Here is a 17,351-nt window from a genome sequence, read left to right as displayed (position 1 = left end):
GCCTAGGCCCTGCCCCACTCCCGCAGGCGCCGGTACAGCAGCCCGCGCGAGACGCCCAGCATGCGGGCGGCCTGCGAGATATTGCCCTGGCAGCGGGCCAGGGCCTGCTCGATCAGCTCGCGGCTGGCCTCGCCCAGGGAGGACGGTGCCTCGGACGGCGCCTCGGCGGGCGGCGGCAGGGCCTCGATGGCCGGCAGCACCTCCTCAATCTGGGAGGATGCCTCATCCAGCCTCGCCTCCATCCACAGCGTCAGCCCCGTGGGCAGCATCTGCGGGCGCGCCTGGCCGTGGTGGGCCAGCTCCAGCAACTGGTTCAGGCCCAGGCCGAAGACTTCCTCTGCCGCCAGTCCCTCGGCGGGCCGGCGCGGGCTGTCGAACAACTGGGCGCCCACGCCGTTGAACCAGCGCACCATGCCTTCGCCATCCACGGCGGCCAGCCCTTCCAGCGGCGTGCCGAACATGCTGCGGCTGGACTGAAAGCGCAGCAGCAGGTGCATGCGGGCGGCGCCCACCAGCAGCCGGTTCTCGATGCAGGTGGCGTACATGTGGGCCATGGCGCCCGCATCGAAGCGAAAGGGGCCCGCCTCGCTGCTCAGGTCCAGCATGGCCACGGTGCGCCCGCTGGCGTCGCGCACGGGCGCGGCCGCGCAGTGCAGCGAGGCCAGGCAGCGAAAGAAATGCTCGCCGCCACGCACATGGCAGACCTCGCCCGTGCGCACGGCCACGCCGGGTGCGCCCGTGCCCACGGCATCCTCGGCGATGTTCACGCCCACGCGCGCAGCCGTCAGCAGCAGCGGGCCGTCGCCCGGCGTGGGGCGCGAGGCGATCAGCACCACGCCCTCGCTGCAGGTGAGCATGGCGCGCGCCTGGCTGCCCGCGATCACGGTCTCGAGTTCGGCGATGGGGTCGCGCACCGCCTCGATCAGCGCGCGGTTGTGGGTCAGCAAGGTGGCCGTGCGGATCTTGCTGACCGGGTCGAAGCTGATCTTCTCGTCGGGGCTGCGGCTGGCGCCCAGGCAGCGCGTCCAGGACTGCAGCACGGGCTCGGACACCAGACCCGAGGGGCGCTCGCCACGCTCGAAATAGCGCTCGCGCGCCAGCGCCACCCGGTCCTGCCGCGTGGCATAGAAGGGGTTGGAGGGCAGTGGGGCGGGAGGCGGCTGTTGCATGACGGACATCAAAACTGCCGCGATTGTTGTTCCGCCACGGCACAGGACAGCACTAGGGAAATCACCCGTGTTGGAACGGATTGCCGGGCTCGGTAACCTCGGGCATCGCCACAGGCCCGCCCGCAATGACACGCTCCCCACACAGCACAAGACACACCCGGCCCGCCCTGTCCACCCTGGGCGCCGCACTGGCCTGTACGCTGCACGCGCTGCCCGCCCACGCGGCGGACGCAGCACAGGACTCCAGCGAGGCCCTGCTCGCACCCGTGGTCATCACGGCCAGCCAGCCCGGCGCCGGCCCCGACCTGTGGCGCGCCACCGCCGCCATCGACAGCGTGGAAGGCGCCGTGCTGCGAGACGGGCAGATGCAGATCAACCTGTCCGAGAGCCTGGCGCGCGTGCCGGGCCTGGTGGTGCTGAACCGCCAGAACTTCGCTCAGGACCTGCAGATCTCGGTGCGCGGCTTCGGTGCGCGCTCCACCTTTGGCGTGCGCGGGCTGCGCCTTTACGTGGACGGCATTCCGGCAGGCGCGCCCGACGGCCAGGGCCAGGCCGCCAACTTCACGCTGGGCAACGCCGCGCGCCTGGACGTGGTGCGCGGCCCGGCCGCCGTGCTCTACGGCAACAGCGCAGGCGGTGCACTGCTGCTGTACACCGAAGATGGCGAGGAACCGGGCCTGTGGCGCAGCGGCATGGCCGTGGGGCCGGACGGGCTGTGGCGCCTGTCCACCCAGCTGCGCGGCACGATCGGTGGCGGAAAGCCGGACCAGGCGGATGGCGGCTCCGCCCCATGGCGCTATGCCATCCACATCGAGCGCTTCGCCACCGACGGCATGCGCCCCCAGTCGGCCGCAGACCGCAGCACGGCCCACATGAAGCTGTCACGCAAGCAGGGCGACGACCAGTGGCTGCTGCAGTACCAGGAGCAGCGCGCCAGCGCCCAGGACCCGCTGGGCCTGACACGCGCCGAGTTCGAGGCCGACCCCGGCCAGACCACGGCCAGCGCGCTGCGCTTCAATACGCGCAAAAGCGTGCGCCAGCGCCAGCTGGGTGCCGCCTGGCAGCACCAGTTCGGCGCGGGCCAGCGCCTGGAACTCATGGCCTATGCGGGTACGCGCTCCGTGCTGCAGTACCAAGCCATTCCCGTGGCCACCCAGGCACCGCCCTCGCATTCAGGCGGCGTGATCGACCTGGACCGCGACTACGCAGGCATGAACCTGCGCTGGCGCAGCACCCACGAGGATGTGGCTGGCGGCCGGCTGGACTGGTCGGCAGGCCTGGCCTACGACTGGCAGGGCGAAACCCGGCGCGGCTACGAGAACTTCATCGGCAGCCAGCTCGGCGTGCAAGGCCGGCTGCGCCGCGACGAACGCAACCAGGCGCGCTCCGCCGACCCCTATCTGCAGGCCGAGTGGAGCACGCAGAGCCTGGCCCTGAGCGCCGGCCTGCGCCAGGCGCGCGTGCGCTACCGGTCCGAGGACCACTACATAGTCGCCGGCAATGGCGACGACAGCGGCAGCATGGCCTGGCGCGGCTGGCTGCCCTCGCTGGGCCTGCGCGTGAACCTGCTGCCGGACCTGGTGGCCCACGCATCGGTGGGCCGGGGCATGGAGACGCCCACGCTCAACGAAGTGGCCTACCGGCCCGGTGGCCAAAATGGCATGAACAGCGGCCTGAACACCGGCCTGGCCGCCAGCGCCCACAACACCGTCGAGGTCGGCCTGCGCGGGCGCCACGGCAACGCGGGCTGGAACCTCACGCTGTTCGAGACCCATACCCAGCGCGAACTCACCGTGCTGTCCAACACGGGCGGGCGCGCCACCTACCAGAACGCAGGCCGCACGCTGCGCCGGGGGCTGGAATTCTCGGGCAACGCGCAATGGGGGCCGCTCACGGCCAGCACCGCCCTGACCCTGCTGCAGGCCCGCTACCGCGACAGCTTCCTGACCTGCGAGGCCACGCCCTGCACCACGCCCACCGCCCCGGTGGATGCCGGCGCGCGCCTGGCCGGCACCGCGCCGCGCCGCCTGTGGAGCGAGCTGGCCTGGCAGCTGTCGCCGCAATGGACCTGGACCGTGGACATGCTGCACAGCGGCCCCGTGGCCGTGAACGACCGCAACACCGACCGCGCGGCCGGCTACACCGTCTGGGGCTCCAGCCTGCGCTGGTCACGGCAATGGCAGCAGTGGAGCGCCCAGACCTTTGTGCGGCTGGACAACCTGTTCGACCGGCGCTTTGCAGGGTCGGTCATCGTCAACGAGGGCAACCAGCGGTTCTTTGAGCCGGGTGCGGGACGCGGGCTGTCGGCCGGGGTGACGGTCAGCCGGACGTTCTGAGCTGTTCCACGGCGGTACAGATCCGCCCCCGGGTAAATCCGAATGTTGTGACCCGAGGTCGCTTTTTTTATCGTCTCCCACATGGTGCCCTTGCCCCCAGCGCCATGCACGCAAAAACAAACCACACAGGAGACGAGACAACATGAAGACCCACGTGCTTTCCTCCACGCTGCTGGCCGCCGGCCTGGCGCTGGCCCTGCCGGGCGCCGCTCTGGCGCAGGCAGGCCTGCCAAGCAAAGGCTCGCCCGAGCACATACGCGCCGTCACCTCGCGCATCGACTCGCAGAGCATCCGCGACAACGCGCGCAGTTCCAAGGACTGGCCCAGCTACGGCATGGACTACAGCGAGACGCGCTTTTCCAAACTCAGGCAGCTGGACACGGCCAATGTGAAGCGGCTGGGCCTGGTCTGGTCGTATGACCTGGAATCCACGCGCGGCGTGGAGTCCACGCCCGTGGTGGTCGACGGAATCATGTACGTCACGGCCAGCTGGAGCGTGGTGCATGCGGTGGACGTGCGCACCGGCAAGCGCCTGTGGAGCTACGACCCCGGCGTGGACCGCGCCAACGGCTTCAAGGGCTGCTGCGACGTGGTCAACCGCGGCGTGGCGGTCTACAAGGGCAAGGTGTATGTGGGAGCCTTCGATGGCCGCCTGGTGGCGCTGGACGCGGCCACGGGCCAGAAGGTCTGGGAGCAGGACACCATCATCGACCGCGCCTACTCGTACACCATCACGGGCGCGCCGCGCGTCATCAAGGGCAAGGTGCTGATCGGCAACGGCGGCGCCGAGTACGGCGTGCGCGGCTATGTCACGGCCTATGACGCCGAGACCGGCGCGCAGCAATGGCGCTGGTTCACCGTGCCAGGCGATCCGTCCAAGCCCTTCGAGAACGAGGCCATGGCCCGCGCCGCCAAGACCTGGGACCCGGCCGGCAAGTGGTGGGAGGCCGGTGGCGGCGGCACGGCCTGGGACACCATGGCCTATGACCCCGAGCTCAACCTCATGTACATCGGCACGGGCAACGGCTCGCCCTGGGCGCAAGCCAAGCGCAGCCCGGCCGGTGGCGACAACCTGTACCTGGCCAGCATCGTGGCGCTGAACCCCGATACGGGCGAGTACGTCTGGCATTACCAGGAAACGCCGGGCGACAGCTGGGACTTCACCTCCACCCAGCCCATGGTGCTGGCCGACATCAAGATCGGCGGCAAGCCGCGCAAGGTCATCCTGCATGCGCCCAAGAATGGCTTCTTCTTCGTCATCGACCGCACCAACGGCCAGTTCATCTCGGCCAAGAACTTCGTCGATGTGAACTGGGCCAGCGGCTACGACGCCAAGGGCCGCCCCATCGAGACGCCGATTGCGCGCAGCGGCGACCGCGCGCGCGACGTGATCCCCAGCCCCTTCGGCGCGCACAACTGGCATTCCATGTCCTACAGCCCCGATACGGGCCTGGCCTACCTGCCGGCCCAGCATGTGCCGCTGACCCTGCAGGACAACAAGAACTGGAAGTTCAACGGCGGCTCCCTGCCCGAGCCGCACAGCAACATCGGCTGGAACACGGCCACGCTGATCAACATGGAGCCGCCCAAGAGCACGCCCTTCGGCCGCCTGATCGCCTGGGACCCGGTGGCGCAGAAGGAGCGCTGGCGTGTGGAGCATGCCTCGCCCTGGAACGGCGGCACGCTGGCAACGGCGGGCAACCTGGTGTTCCAGGGCACGGCCGACGGCCGCTTCGTGGCCTATGACGCGCGCAATGGCAAGAAGCTCTGGGAAAAGCCCACGGGCACGGGCGTGGTGGCCGCACCCATCACCTATGAGGTCGATGGGCGGCAGTACGTCTCCATCGCCGTGGGCTGGGGCGGCGTCTACGGCCTGGCCGCGCGCCACACCGAGCGCAAGGGCCCGGGCACGGTCTACACCTTCGCGCTGGACGGCAAGGCCGAGGCGCCTGCCTTCGTCGCCTACCAGCAGGGCAAGCTGCTGCAGGGCGTGCCCTACGACAAGAGCCTTGTGGCCGAAGGCACGGCCCTGTATGTCAGCAACTGCGCCTTCTGCCACGGCGTGCCCGGCGTGGACCGGGGCGGCAACCTGCCCAACCTGGGCTACCTGGACCCGGCCTATATCGAGCACCTGGACAAGTTCATCTTCAAGGGCCCGGCCATGTCGCGCGGCATGCCCGACTTCACGGGCAAGCTGAGCATGGAAGACGTGGAAAAGATCAAGGCCTTCATCCAGGGCACGGCCGACGCGGTGCGGCCCAAGTAGCCAGCGCGAGCCGCCCTCCTCCCCTCCCCAACCTCCCAATCCCCTCCCCGGCCCTGCTGTCCTGCAGCAGGCCTGGGCAGGGCTTTGCCTGAAAACACCGGACCTGACTCTTCGCCATGCCATCCAAGCCCTTTACCCGCGCATCCCTGGCCCTGGCAGCCATGGCCGCATGCGCCACCTTCAATGCCCACGCCGTCGATATCGACGCGGGCGACTACACCGCCCTGCCGCCCGGCACCACGCTGGGCATGGTCTATTACCAGCACGCCACGCGCGACAGCCTCTATGCCAATGGCGACCAGGCGCCCATACGGCCGAGGCTGACCTCGGACATCGGCATTGCGCGCGGCGTGCACTTCATGAAGCTGGGCGACTATGTGATCGACCCGCAGTTCCTGCTGCCCTTCGGGCGCCTGTCGGCCTCGCGCGATATCGCGGCCATGGGCAGCAATACCGGCGTGGGCGACCTGATGCTGGCCGCCACCCTGTGGCTGACGAAGCCCGGCGACAAGGAGCACTTCGGCATCACCCCCTTTGTCTGGCTGCCCACGGGCCAGTACAACCGCAACGATCCGCTGAGCCTGGGCGAGAACCGCTGGAAGGCCGCCCTGCAGGCCGGCTGGATCAAGCCGCTGGGCAAGAGCGTGACCATGGACCTGGCGGCCGATGTCACCGTCTTCGGCAAGAACGACGACTTCGGCGCCCACAGCGCCACGCTCAAGCAAAAGGCGCAGTTCCAGTTCCAGGGCCTGCTGCGCTACCACCTGTCGGACACATCGGACCTGCGCCTGGGCCTGTCGCACCTGACGGGCGGCGAGACCCAGGTCAACGGCGTGGCGCAAGGCGACCGCCAGTCCACCACCAAGGTCTCTTTCGGCGGCGCGGTCTTTGTCGCACCCAAGACGCAGCTGCTGGCCACCGTGGGCCGCGATCTGCATGTGCGCCAGGGCTTCAAGGAGAACGCCCGCATCAACCTGCGCCTGCTGCAGGTTTTCTGAATCCACACCCCCTGTCCCCTGCCCACCACCAAGGAGCACACCATGAACCTCAGCGACATCCAGCACCAGATCACCGAGCGCGCCAGCGCCTTCCTCAACCGGGGCACGCATGACCTCTTCATCGACGGCCAATGGGTGGCGGCCCGGACCGGCCAGCGCCTGTCAACCGTCAACCCGGCCACCGAGGCCGTGATCGCCGAAGTCGCCAGCGCCGGCCCGGCCGACGTGGACTTGGCCGTGCGCGCCGCGCACCGCGCCCTGCACCTGGGCCCCTGGGGCCGCATGCGCCCCGTGGAGCGCGAGCGCCTGATGCTGCGCCTGGCCGACCTCATGGAGACCCATGCCCAGGCCCTGGCCGAGGTCGAATCGCTGGACAACGGCAAGTCCGCCGCCATTGCGCGCGCCGTGGACATCGCGATGGCCATCGACTCCATCCGCTACATGGCCGGCTGGGCCACCAAGATCGAAGGCATGACGCACGAGCACTCCGTGCCCTTCGCGCCCGAGGCCCAGATGTTCACCTACACCCGGCGCGAGCCCGTGGGCGTGGTCGCCGCCGTCGTGCCCTGGAACTTCCCCCTGCTCATGGCCACCTGGAAGCTGGCGCCCGCGCTGGCTGCCGGCTGCACCCTGGTGCTCAAGCCCGCCGAGCAGACGCCGCTGACCGCGCTGATGCTGGCCGAGCTGATCCAGGAAGCGGGCTTTCCGCCCGGCGTGTTCAACGTGGTCACGGGCGACGGCCCCGGCACGGGTGCGCCCCTGGTCTCGCACCCGCTGGTCAACAAGGTCAGCTTCACGGGCTCGACCGAGGTGGGCAAGCTCATCGGCCATGCCTGCATGGACAACATGACGCGCATCACGCTGGAGCTGGGCGGCAAGTCCCCCGTCATCGTGCTGGACGACTGCGATCCCGCCACGGCGGCGGCGGGTGCGGCCAATGCCATCTTCTTCAACCACGGCCAGGTCTGCTGCGCGGGCTCGCGCCTGTACGTGCACAAGAGCATGTTCGACCGCGTGGTGGCCGACGTGGCCGACCAGGCCGCCCGGCTTACCCTGGGCCATGGCCTGGACCCCAGCGCGCAGATGGGCCCGCTGGTCTCGCAGGAACAGATGGAGCGCGTCTGCAGCTACATCGACATAGGCCGCAGCCAGGGCGCCGAGGTGGTGACGGGCGGCGCCCGCGCAGGCCAGCGCGGCTACTTCGTGCAGCCCACGGTGATGACCGGCGTGCAGCACGACCACCGCGTGGCACGCGAGGAAATCTTCGGCCCCGTGCTCGTGGCCATGCCCTATGACGACCTCGACGAAGTCGCCGCCTGGGCCAACGACACGCCCTACGGCCTGGGCGCCAGCATCTGGTCCAACAACCTGTCCAAGGTCCACCGGCTGATCCCCAAGATCCAGTCCGGCACGGTCTGGGTCAACTGCCACAGCACCCTGGACCCGGGCATGCCCTTCGGCGGCTACAAGCAGTCCGGCATGGGCCGCGATATGGGCCGCACCGCGCTGGATGCCTACCTGGAGACCAAGTCGGTGTTCATCAATCTGTGAGGGCTGCTGCCGGCCTGCAGCTTTTGTGCAGGCCGGCAGCGGGTGCTTGTCGGAAAGCACGGATTCAGATCATTCCGATATCTTTTCACTGCGCACCCCTGCACACTTCCCCGCTTTCCACGCCATGCCGCCTGCAGTGCGGCACAGAAAGAGAGGGAGACCATGGATCGTCGTTGGATCGCAGGGCTGTCATGGCTCTTCATCGCCTGGTCCTGCCAGGCGCAGGACGGGGGCAAGGCCGACAGGCCCACACCCGAACAGGCCCGCCAGGAGGCAGCGCGCTGGAGCCACACCGCCGTGGCCGACATCCAGCGAATGCACCAGATGATCCGGGAGGCACATCCCGCCGTCCTCGACCCTGGCGCAAGTGCTTTCCACCAGTGGTTCAGCGAGGGATACGATCAGGCCATGGCGCTGGCTGGGCGCGCAGCCACGGAACAGCAGGCCTTTGCCGCGCTGCGCTTCTACACCACCGGATACCGGGACGGCCATCTGGCCATATGGCGCAACCACCATGCCGCCACGCCTGTGCGCACGACCTGGGCAGGCTGGGCCGTGCAGCGCCAGGCAGGCCGCTACCGCGTCTCGGGCCGCGCTGCGCAATGGCCGATCGATACGCCGCAGGTGGGGGAGCAGGTACTGTCGTGCGATGGCATCCCCATCGACGATCTACTCACTGACAAAGTGGCGCCCTTCGTGAACCGGCTCGTGCACCTGGAGGGAACGAAGTCCGATCTGGCATGGCACCTGACCCGCGAATCGCCCAGCGCCCCGCTGTGGGAGCCGCTCAGGTTGCGTCAATGCACGACCCGCTCCGCCGCTGGCGAAATCCGGAGTTTCAACCTGGCATGGCAGCCGCTGGACGACAAGGACGCCCGTGCCCTGGCGCGGCCCCGGGCACCGCGCCAGGGCATCAAGGAAGTGCGACCGGGAGTGCAGTGGGTCCAAGCGTCCAACTTCATGCCATCGTCCGAGAAGGCCATGGCCGCCTTCGAGAAAATGCTGGAGGGCATCCGGCAGGCAGGAGATGCGCAGGCCGTGGTGCTCGATGTGCGCGGCAATGGCGGGGGCAACTCCCTGCTCGGCTACCGCATCCTGATGGCCCTGCTGACAGATGCCATCACGGCAGGCGCCACGCAGCACTCCCACGCCAGGGCTTACTGGCGTGTCTCCGCCATGGCCCTGGAGGCGTTCGAAGAGCGCAGGACACAGCTCCTGCGCACGGAAGGCGCCGGCAGCCTGGTCTACCAGTTCACACAGCAGATGGCATCGCTGATGGGCGATGCCGCATCGCGCGGGGAAGATTTTGTCGAGCAGCCGCAGGTCGATGAAACGCACAAGGAGTTGCAGCAAGACACCGCCGCTGCACGCGCAAACCCCTTCAAGGGCAAGCTGGTGCTGGTCACGGATGCCCAATGCCAGAGCGCCTGCCTGGATTTCGTGAGTGCGGCGCTGCAGATTCCGGGCATCGTGCACGTGGGCAGCATGACCGGCACGGACACGCAGTACACCGACGTGGCCGACAAGGCACTTTCGCCCACAGTGACGTTCCGCGTCCCCCTCAAGGTCTGGAAGAACCACGGACGCCAGGACAAGGAGGGCAAGCCCTACCTGCCGCAGTTCGTCTTCGACGGCGACCTTGCCGACACCGCCGCCGTGCAGGCCTGGGTGCTGGACAGCATCCTGCCCACGGCAGGAAACATCCAGCTGGATTGAACAGAGGCAGGCTTTGAGGAGATCGGATGATGCGAAGCAGGTCCCATGACGACGCCATGGCCGAGCTGTACCGCAGCGATCCGGTCATGGCCATCGAGACCATCAACGCCATCCTGGCCGATGGCGATCCGGCAGAGCTGCGGATGTGATGCGCCAGTCTGCCCTGGCGTACCCTCCCGCACAGCTTCCCCCTACTCCGAATACCCCTTGGGCCATCCCCCTGGCCGGTCGCAACACTCCTCCCAGCCCAGCTTGCGCGAGGTGTGGCCTATGCCGGGGTTGAAGGTGTTGGTCGGGTCCAGTTCGCGGTAGAAGCCCGCCAGGGCAGGCTTGGCCACGTAGAGGTGGCCCACGTTGTGCTCGGCCGGGTACTCGGCGCGGCGCGCGTCCAGCAGTTCCCACATGCGGTGCTCCATGGCCAGCGGGTCCACGCCCTTCTTGACGATGTAGTCCTGGTGGAAGACATGGCAGAAGAAGTGGCCGTAATAGAGCTTGTGGACCATGTCGCGCTCGACCTGGGCAGGCAGTTGCTCCACCCATTCGCGGTCGTTGCGGCGCAGGGCCACGTCCAGGGCCACGATGTCCTCCACCTGGGCGCGGTGCACCTCGCGGTAGCGGATGGCCGCGCCCGCGATGGCGAAGCGGTGCAGGAAGGCCTTGCGCCCCTCGTCGGCATCGCACTCGAACCAGCCGCCCGTGGTGCTGCCGCTGAAGTGCCGCGTGAGGAATTCACGCGTGGCCTCGGCCGTGTCGTTGGACACGCGCACCAGCAGGTGGTGCTCGTAGCGGTCGCGCCACTGGCGCATGCGCGCGGGCAGGTGGCTGGGCAGCAGGTTGGTCAGCGCCTGGATCACGCGGTCGGTGACGCCGCGCAGCCCGAAGCGCTCGAAGAAGCCGTCCACGCGGCTCTTGAGAGCGAAGGCGGCCGGCACCCTGGCCGTGCCGAAGCGGTCGATCAGCAGGAAGGTGTCCTTGCCGTATTTCTCGCCGATGTCGTAGGCCGTGCGGTGGATGTACTCACCCGCGATCGGCAGGCGCGGCAGCGCGGTCAGCAGCTCGCGGCGCACGGCCGTGAGGTCGTCGGGCGCATTGCTGCCTATGTAGAAGACGGTACTGGGCTCCTTGGGGAAGGTGTCCAGCCGCACGGCGAACAGGCACAGCTTGCCGGCCGAGCCCGAGGCCTCGAACAGGCGCGAGGGGTCGGCGTTGAAGCGCGCGGGCGTGTCCTCGTCCACGGCGCGCACGGCCTCGGCATAGCGCGGGTCGGAGGCGGCGCGCTGCGCATCGTGGGCGATGTCGGACTCGGTGTAGTCGCCGTTTTGCAGCCGGGTGAGGATTTCCTCGGGCGTGCGGCCCAGGGCGATGCCCAGGTGGTTGACGAGTTCCAGCGAGCCGTCGTCGCAGACACGTGCGTACAGCGCCAGCTCGGTGTAAGCCGGGCCGCGCCGCACCAGGGCGCCGCCCGAGTTGTTGCAGATGCCGCCCAGCACCGAGGCGCCGATGCACGACGAGCCGATCACCGAATGCGGCTCGCGCCCCAGCGGCGCCAGCGCCTGCTCCAGCCGGTCCAGCGTGGCGCCGGGCAGGCAGACCACCTGGGCGCCGCCGCCAATGACCTGCACGCCGGTGATGCGCAAGGTGTTGATGAGCACGATCTCGCGGTCGTAGTCCGCGCCGTCGGGCGTGGAGCCGCCCGTCAGGCCCGTGTTGGCGGCCTGCATGATGACGATGCGCCCGGCCGCCACGGCGGCCTGCACCACCTTCCACTGCTCCAGCAGCGTCGCGGGCCGCACCACGGCCAGCACCGGGCCCTCGCCCGTGCGGTGGCCCTTGCGAAAGCGGCGCGTGGCCTGGTCGTCGGTGAGCACATGGGCGGCGCCCACGGCTTCGCGCAACTGCAGCAGCAGGTCCTCGCGGGAGACGACCGGAGTCTGCAGCGCGCTCATGGCTGGCGCACCAGCAGGTCGCCGGTGATGTCGGATACCTTGCTCACGCTGGTCAGCGTCATGGCCACGCGCATTTCCTTTTCCAATAGTTCCAGCAGGTGCTTGACGCCCGCCTCGCCGGAGGTGGCCAGGGCGTAGATGAAGGCGCGGCCGATCATGGCGCAGTCGGCGCCCAGGGCGATGGCGCGCACCACGTCCAGGCCGTTGCGGATGCCGGAGTCGGCCAGGATCTTGATCTGGCCCTTGACCGCATCGGCAATGGCCGGCAGCGCGCGGGCCGAGGACAGCACGCCGTCGAGCTGGCGGCCGCCATGGTTGGAGACGATGATGCCGTCGGCGCCAAAGCGCACCGCGTCCTTGGCGTCCTCGGGGTCCAGGATGCCCTTGATGACCATGGGGCCCTTCCAGAAGGCGCGTATCCATTCGAGATCCTTCCAGGAGATGGAGGGATCGAAATTGGCGCCCAGCCAGCCGATGTAGTCGGCCAGGCCCGTGGGGCTGCCCCGGTAGGCCGAGATGTTGCCCAGGTCATGCGGGCGGCCCAGCAGGCCCACGTCCATGGACCAGGCCGGGTGCGTGACCGACTGCCAGTAGCGGCGCATGGCGGCATTCGGGCCGCTCATGCCCGAATGCGCATCGCGGTAGCGCGCGCCGGGCACAGGCATGTCCACGGTGAAGACCAGGGTGGAGCAGCCGGCCGCCTGGGCGCGCTCCAGCGCGTTCTGCATGAAGCCCCGGTCCTTGAGCACATAGAGCTGGAACCACATGGGGCGCTTGATCTTGGGCGCCACCTCTTCGATGGGGCAGACCGAGACCGTGGACATGGTGAACGGAATGCCATGGGCGTCGGCCGCGCGCGCGGCCTGCACTTCGCCGCGGCGGCGGTACATGCCCGTCAGGCCCACGGGCGACAGCGCCACGGGAATGGACAGCTTCTCGCCAAACAGCTCGATGCTGGTGTCCAGCCGGCTCATGTCCTTGAGCACGCGCTGGCGCAGCGCCACGGCGGCCAGGTCTTCCACATTGCGGCGCAGCGTCTGCTCGGCATAGGCGCCGCCGTCGATGTAGTGGAACAGGAAGGGCGGCAGGCGCTTTTGCGCCGCTGCGCGGTAGTCGGAGGTGGAGGAGATGATCATGATGGGTGTCTCATGTCTTTCGTATCAGGTCTGAAGTGGGCAGCAGCGCGGGCGCGGCGTCCAGAGGCAGCCGCATGGAGCGCTCGCGCCGCGCGCGGTCCTCGTCCAGGCGCTGGATGGTGGTGCGAACATGCTCCAGGTGCTCGCCGATGCATTCGCGGGCGCGCTGCGGGTCGCCGTCCAGGATGGCCTGCATCAGGCTCTGGTGCTGCACGGTCAGCTCCTGCAGGGTCTGGGGGGCGCTCAGGCGGAACATGTCGTGGCGGTTGCGCTCCACCGTGGACAGCACCACGGTGAACAGGCTGTGCATGACCTGCACCAGCACCAGGTTGTGCGAGGCCTCGGCAATGGCCAGGTGGAACTGCGCGTCGGCACGCGCCGCCAGCTCGGCGTGACCGCTTTGCTGGTGCTGGATCATCACTTCGAAGCAGCGCTGGATATGGTCCTTGTCGCGCTCCGTGGCGCGCTGGGCGGCCAGCCAGGCCGTGCTGGTCTCCAGCGCATGGCGGGTTTCCAGCACGTCGTAACGGTAGTGGGAGTCGGACTCCATGAGGCCGGCCAGCGGCCGCATGGCGTCCTTGAGCCAGTCCGCAGGCTCGGCAGCCGGCGCCGGCTCCTGCAGGTAGGTGCCATCGCCGCGCCGCGCCACCAGCACGCCCTGGCTGGTGAGTTTCTGTATGGCCTCGCGCACCGAGGTGCGCGAGACACCCAGCTCGGCCGCCAGTTGCCGCTCCGCGGGCAGCCGCTGTCCGGGCTGCACTCCGCTGGCCTGCACCAGGGCAAGCAATTTCTCGACAACTTGATCGGCAACGCGCATGGGGATTCTCAGAATTGGTTTTCAGTGATTCACGGCGCTATGCGCCAGCCTCATCGCATGAAACCCGCACTGCCCAAGCCAGGGACACCGAGCAAGGGCCGCCCCGCCGCGAGGGTGTCGTCCCCCTCCCCCGCGAAGCGGGTAGAGAGGGGGAAGGCGCGCAGCGACTCAGGGGGTGTTTCATGTCAATACCCCGGGATCATCCACGTAAATACGTAGGCTTGCAGCGTGGTGATCACCCCGATGATCACGGCGAACATCAGGCTGTGCTTGACCGTGAAGCGGAACAGGTCCGACTCGCGGCCTGCCAGGCCCACGGCCGCGCAGGCAATGGCGATGGACTGGGGCGAGATCATCTTGCCCGTCACGCCGCCCGTGGTGTTGGCCGCCACCGTGAGCACCTGGGGCAGGCCCAGCTGCTGCGCCGTCGTGGCCTGCAGCGCGGCGAACAGCGCGTTGGCCGAGGTGTCCGAGCCCGTGAGGAACACGCCGATCCAGCCCAGGAAGGGCGAGAAGAACGTGAACGCCTGGCCCGTGTGCGCCAGCGCCAGGGCCAGCGTGGCCGACAGGCCCGAGTAGTTGGCCACGAAGGCGAAGGCCAGCACCATGCCGATGGAGTAGATCGGCACGGCCAGCTCCCTGAAGGTCTCGCCCAGCGTGGCCACGGCCTTGGCGGGAGACAGGCGCGTGAAGGTGATGGTGATCAGCGCCGCGATCAGGATGGCCGTGCCGGTGGCCAGCAGCCAGTTGAAGGTGTAGACCGCGCCGTAGGGCGCAGCGGCGGCCACGACGGGGGGCGTCTTCTCCACCAGGTTGTGCAGGAAGGGCACGGGGATGTTGATGACGGTGGAGGCCAGCGGGCCGCCTGCGGCGAACAGCGCCTTGAAGGGCTTGATGCTCCAGACCGTCACCATGGCCGTGAGGATGATGAAGGGCGACCAGGCCTTGATGACGGCGCCTGCTGTCAGCGGTGCACCGGAGGTGATGGCCGGTGCTGCAACTGCCGCAGCCTTGCCGCCCTCGCCTTCCGTGTCGAAACGGAAGATGCGCTTGGGCTGCCAGACCTTGAGGAACAGCGTCAGCGCCACCAGCGAGACGATGGCCGAGGTGATGTCCGGCAGCTCGGGGCCGATGAAGTTGGCCGTGAGGAACTGCACCACGGCGAAGGAGCCGCCGCCCACCAGCACGGCAGGCCAGGTTTCCTTGACGCCGCGCCAGCCGTCCATGATGGCCATCAGCCAGAACAGCACGAGCACGGTCATGAAGGGCAGCTGGCGCCCGGCCATCTGGCCGATGGCGAATGCATCCACGCCCGAGACCTGCCCGGCCACGATGATGGGAATGCCCATGGCGCCGAAGGCCACGGGCGCCGTGTTGGCGATCAGGCACAGGCCCGCTGCATACAGCGGCTTGAAGCCCAGGCCCACCAGCAGCGCCGCCGTGATGGCCACGGGCGCGCCGAAACCGGCAGCACCTTCCAGGAAGGCGCCGAAGCAAAAGCCCACCAGGATGAGCTGCAGCCGCTGGTCTGGCGTGACCGACAGGATGGACGAGCGGATCACGTCGAACTGCCCTGTCTTGACCGAAATCTTGTAGAGGAACACGGCCGCCACGATGATCCAGGCGATGGGCCACAGGCCGTAGAAGAAGCCGTACACGGCCGAGGCCAGTGCCGCGCTCACGGGCATCTTGTAGAACAGCAGCGCCACGCCCAGCGCCAGCGCCACGGTGACGGTGCCGGCCTGGTAGCCCTTGAGACGGAACCTGGTCAGCGCCAGGAAGAAAAAGATGATGGGAATCAGCGCGATCAGCGCCGAGATCCAGATGTTCCCGGCGGGATCGTAGTTCTGCTGCCAGATGGTTTGCATGACCGTGTCTCTAGATGATGGGGAGGGCGCGGTAAGCGCCCCTTGTCGGCCACTCCCTCTCGTCACAGCGTTGGCATGCGGTGCGATCCGCAGTGGATGTCTGCTGGCTGGCTGCAACGGTGACCGGGAGTGTTCCCCGCGCTGGCGCCTTGTGGGGCCATTAGCGAATTGGTCCAACCAATTAAGACCAAATTCAGACCATTGCGCGAAGTGGTGCGATTCTCAGAGCTTTCAAGCCCATAGATGAACAGGGTAAACACCTAAAACAGTGCAGATACTGCACCATGATGTTTATTGGTCAGACCAATTTACGGATTTGTTTTGGTGCAGCGCGCAGCAAGACGCACCGCCAGGGCAGGCCCAGGTGGTGCGCAAAGCGGAAGGAAATCTGAAGAAAAGCAGCGGTGAGGCGAGCGCAAGCGCGGGCGCGGGCGATCAGCGCCGCGCGGGTTCGGCGCTCATGCGCGGCTGGCTGCAGGCCACGGTCCACAGCGCCTCGGCCGCATCGGCCATGTCGGCGCGCTGGCGGTACAGGCGGATCTCCACGGGCACGGACCAGGCATGGCCGCCCGCCAGCACCAGCGCGCCGCTGCGCAGCTCGTCCACGATGAGGCTGCGCGGCAGCCAGGCCACGCCGCGCCCCTCCAGCGCCATGGCCTTGAGCAGGGCCGCATGGTGAGCGGTGAACACGGTCTGCGCGCCCTGGGGCAGCTCGGGCCGGCCATCGCCCTCGCCCGCCGTGCCGGCGCCGCCTGCGCCAAACAGCCCACGCAGGCGCGAACGCATGATGCGCCCCAGCCCCGAGGCCTCGCTGTAGGCCAGCACGGCCAGCGGCAGGGGCTGGCCGCCTCCCGTTGCGGACCCGGCGTCTATGGCATGCAGCGCGCGGCCCGGCGCGTCCGGCCAGGGCGCGGACACGGGCAGCAGCATGTCTTCGGACAGCTGCAGCATGGGGTAGCCGGCCTCGTCCAGCCGGCCCGGCACCTCGGCATGGCCGTGGCACAGCACGAACTGCACGCGCCGCTGCAGCGCCTGGTCCTCGCAGGCGTGAAAGCTGTCCGAGATGGTCTGTATCGGCCCCAGCCGCAACTGCGACTCCAGCGTGCCCAGCCAGCGCGGGAAAAAGGTCAGCGACAGCACATGGGTGGCCGCAAAGCGCAGGCTGGCGGCGGCCTGGTCGTGCGCGGCGCGGGCCTTGATGCGCGCCGCCTCCAGCTTGGCCAGCACATCCTCCAGCAAGGGCTGGAAGCGCTGGCCTGCTGCGGTGAGCGCGGCCGGATGCGCGCTGCGGTCGAACAGCTCGGCGCCCACCCATTCCTCCAGCGCGCGGATGTGCCGGCTGAAGGCGGGCTGGGCGATGGAGCGGGCCTCTGCCGCGCGCGAGAAGTTGCCGCTTTCGGCCAGGGCCAGAAAGTCTTCCAGCCACTCCATGTCAAGGGGGCGATTGCCAGGTCCCATGGTCTCCAGTCGTTGTGGTTCTCGGATGGATAGATGTATGCGATTCGAGTATTGGACCGTGCGGGCGCGGCGGGAAATGATCCATCCGTC

Annotated in this window: 11 protein-coding genes; 5 read left to right on the top strand and 6 right to left on the bottom strand. The window is 68.5% G+C overall.

Annotation, left to right across the window (positions count from 1 at the left end; translation table 11 throughout):
* Positions 1 to 2: 2 nt before the first annotated feature.
* Entirely contained in the window at positions 3 to 1,169 is a 1,167-nt protein-coding gene (locus DACI_RS16885) for a helix-turn-helix domain-containing protein (protein ID WP_225970939.1), read from the bottom strand.
* 125 nt (positions 1,170 to 1,294) lie between these two features.
* Between DACI_RS16885 and DACI_RS16880 the strand changes: the two genes are divergently transcribed.
* From DACI_RS16880 to DACI_RS16860, 5 genes are all read left to right on the top strand, one after another.
* Positions 1,295 to 3,505, top strand: coding sequence for a TonB-dependent receptor domain-containing protein (locus DACI_RS16880; RefSeq protein ID WP_012205191.1), 2,211 nt, complete (start codon positions 1,295 to 1,297; stop codon positions 3,503 to 3,505).
* Between the two features lie 142 nt (positions 3,506 to 3,647).
* Positions 3,648 to 5,771 (top strand): PQQ-dependent dehydrogenase, methanol/ethanol family, encoded by a 2,124-nt coding sequence (locus tag DACI_RS16875; RefSeq protein ID WP_012205190.1) that lies wholly within the window; start codon positions 3,648 to 3,650, stop codon positions 5,769 to 5,771.
* A gap of 116 nt (positions 5,772 to 5,887) precedes the next feature.
* Positions 5,888 to 6,769 carry a transporter gene (locus tag DACI_RS16870; protein WP_012205189.1) on the top strand — a complete coding sequence of 294 codons (882 nt, stop codon included), beginning with the start codon at positions 5,888 to 5,890 and terminating at the stop codon, positions 6,767 to 6,769.
* 42 nt (positions 6,770 to 6,811) lie between these two features.
* Positions 6,812 to 8,320 (top strand): aldehyde dehydrogenase family protein, encoded by a 1,509-nt coding sequence (locus DACI_RS16865; RefSeq protein ID WP_012205188.1) that lies wholly within the window; start codon positions 6,812 to 6,814, stop codon positions 8,318 to 8,320.
* A gap of 162 nt (positions 8,321 to 8,482) precedes the next feature.
* Positions 8,483 to 10,036: a S41 family peptidase gene (locus tag DACI_RS16860; RefSeq protein ID WP_157059663.1), complete on the top strand. Its 1,554-nt coding sequence runs from the start codon at positions 8,483 to 8,485 to the stop codon at positions 10,034 to 10,036.
* A 191-nt stretch (positions 10,037 to 10,227) separates the two neighbouring features.
* Here DACI_RS16860 and dld read toward each other — a convergent pair whose 3' ends face one another.
* The 5 genes from dld to DACI_RS16835 all read right to left on the bottom strand — a co-directional run bounded on the left by dld (position 10,228) and on the right by DACI_RS16835 (position 17,261).
* The gene (gene dld, locus DACI_RS16855; RefSeq protein ID WP_012205185.1) at positions 10,228 to 11,982 is read right to left on the bottom strand and encodes a D-lactate dehydrogenase; all 1,755 of its coding nucleotides are present in this window, start codon (positions 11,980 to 11,982) and stop codon (positions 10,228 to 10,230) included.
* Entirely contained in the window at positions 11,979 to 13,118 is a 1,140-nt protein-coding gene (gene lldD, locus DACI_RS16850; protein WP_012205184.1) for an FMN-dependent L-lactate dehydrogenase LldD, read from the bottom strand. Before lldD ends, dld begins: the two co-directional genes overlap by 4 nt.
* 10 nt (positions 13,119 to 13,128) lie before the next feature.
* On the bottom strand, positions 13,129 to 13,935 hold the full coding sequence (gene lldR, locus DACI_RS16845; RefSeq protein ID WP_012205183.1) for a transcriptional regulator LldR: 807 nt from the start codon (positions 13,933 to 13,935) through the stop codon (positions 13,129 to 13,131).
* 185 nt (positions 13,936 to 14,120) lie between these two features.
* Positions 14,121 to 15,803 carry an L-lactate permease gene (gene lldP, locus DACI_RS16840; protein ID WP_012205182.1) on the bottom strand — a complete coding sequence of 561 codons (1,683 nt, stop codon included), beginning with the start codon at positions 15,801 to 15,803 and terminating at the stop codon, positions 14,121 to 14,123.
* Positions 15,804 to 16,238: 435 nt separating this feature from the next.
* Positions 16,239 to 17,261 (bottom strand): LysR family transcriptional regulator, encoded by a 1,023-nt coding sequence (locus DACI_RS16835; protein WP_013802740.1) that lies wholly within the window; start codon positions 17,259 to 17,261, stop codon positions 16,239 to 16,241.
* Between the last annotated feature and the right edge of the window lie 90 nt (positions 17,262 to 17,351).

The organism is Delftia acidovorans SPH-1 (assembly GCF_000018665.1).
In the GTDB taxonomy this organism is placed as follows: domain Bacteria; phylum Pseudomonadota; class Gammaproteobacteria; order Burkholderiales; family Burkholderiaceae_C; genus Comamonas; species Comamonas acidovorans.
This window is presented reverse-complemented; position numbering and strand designations above follow the sequence as displayed.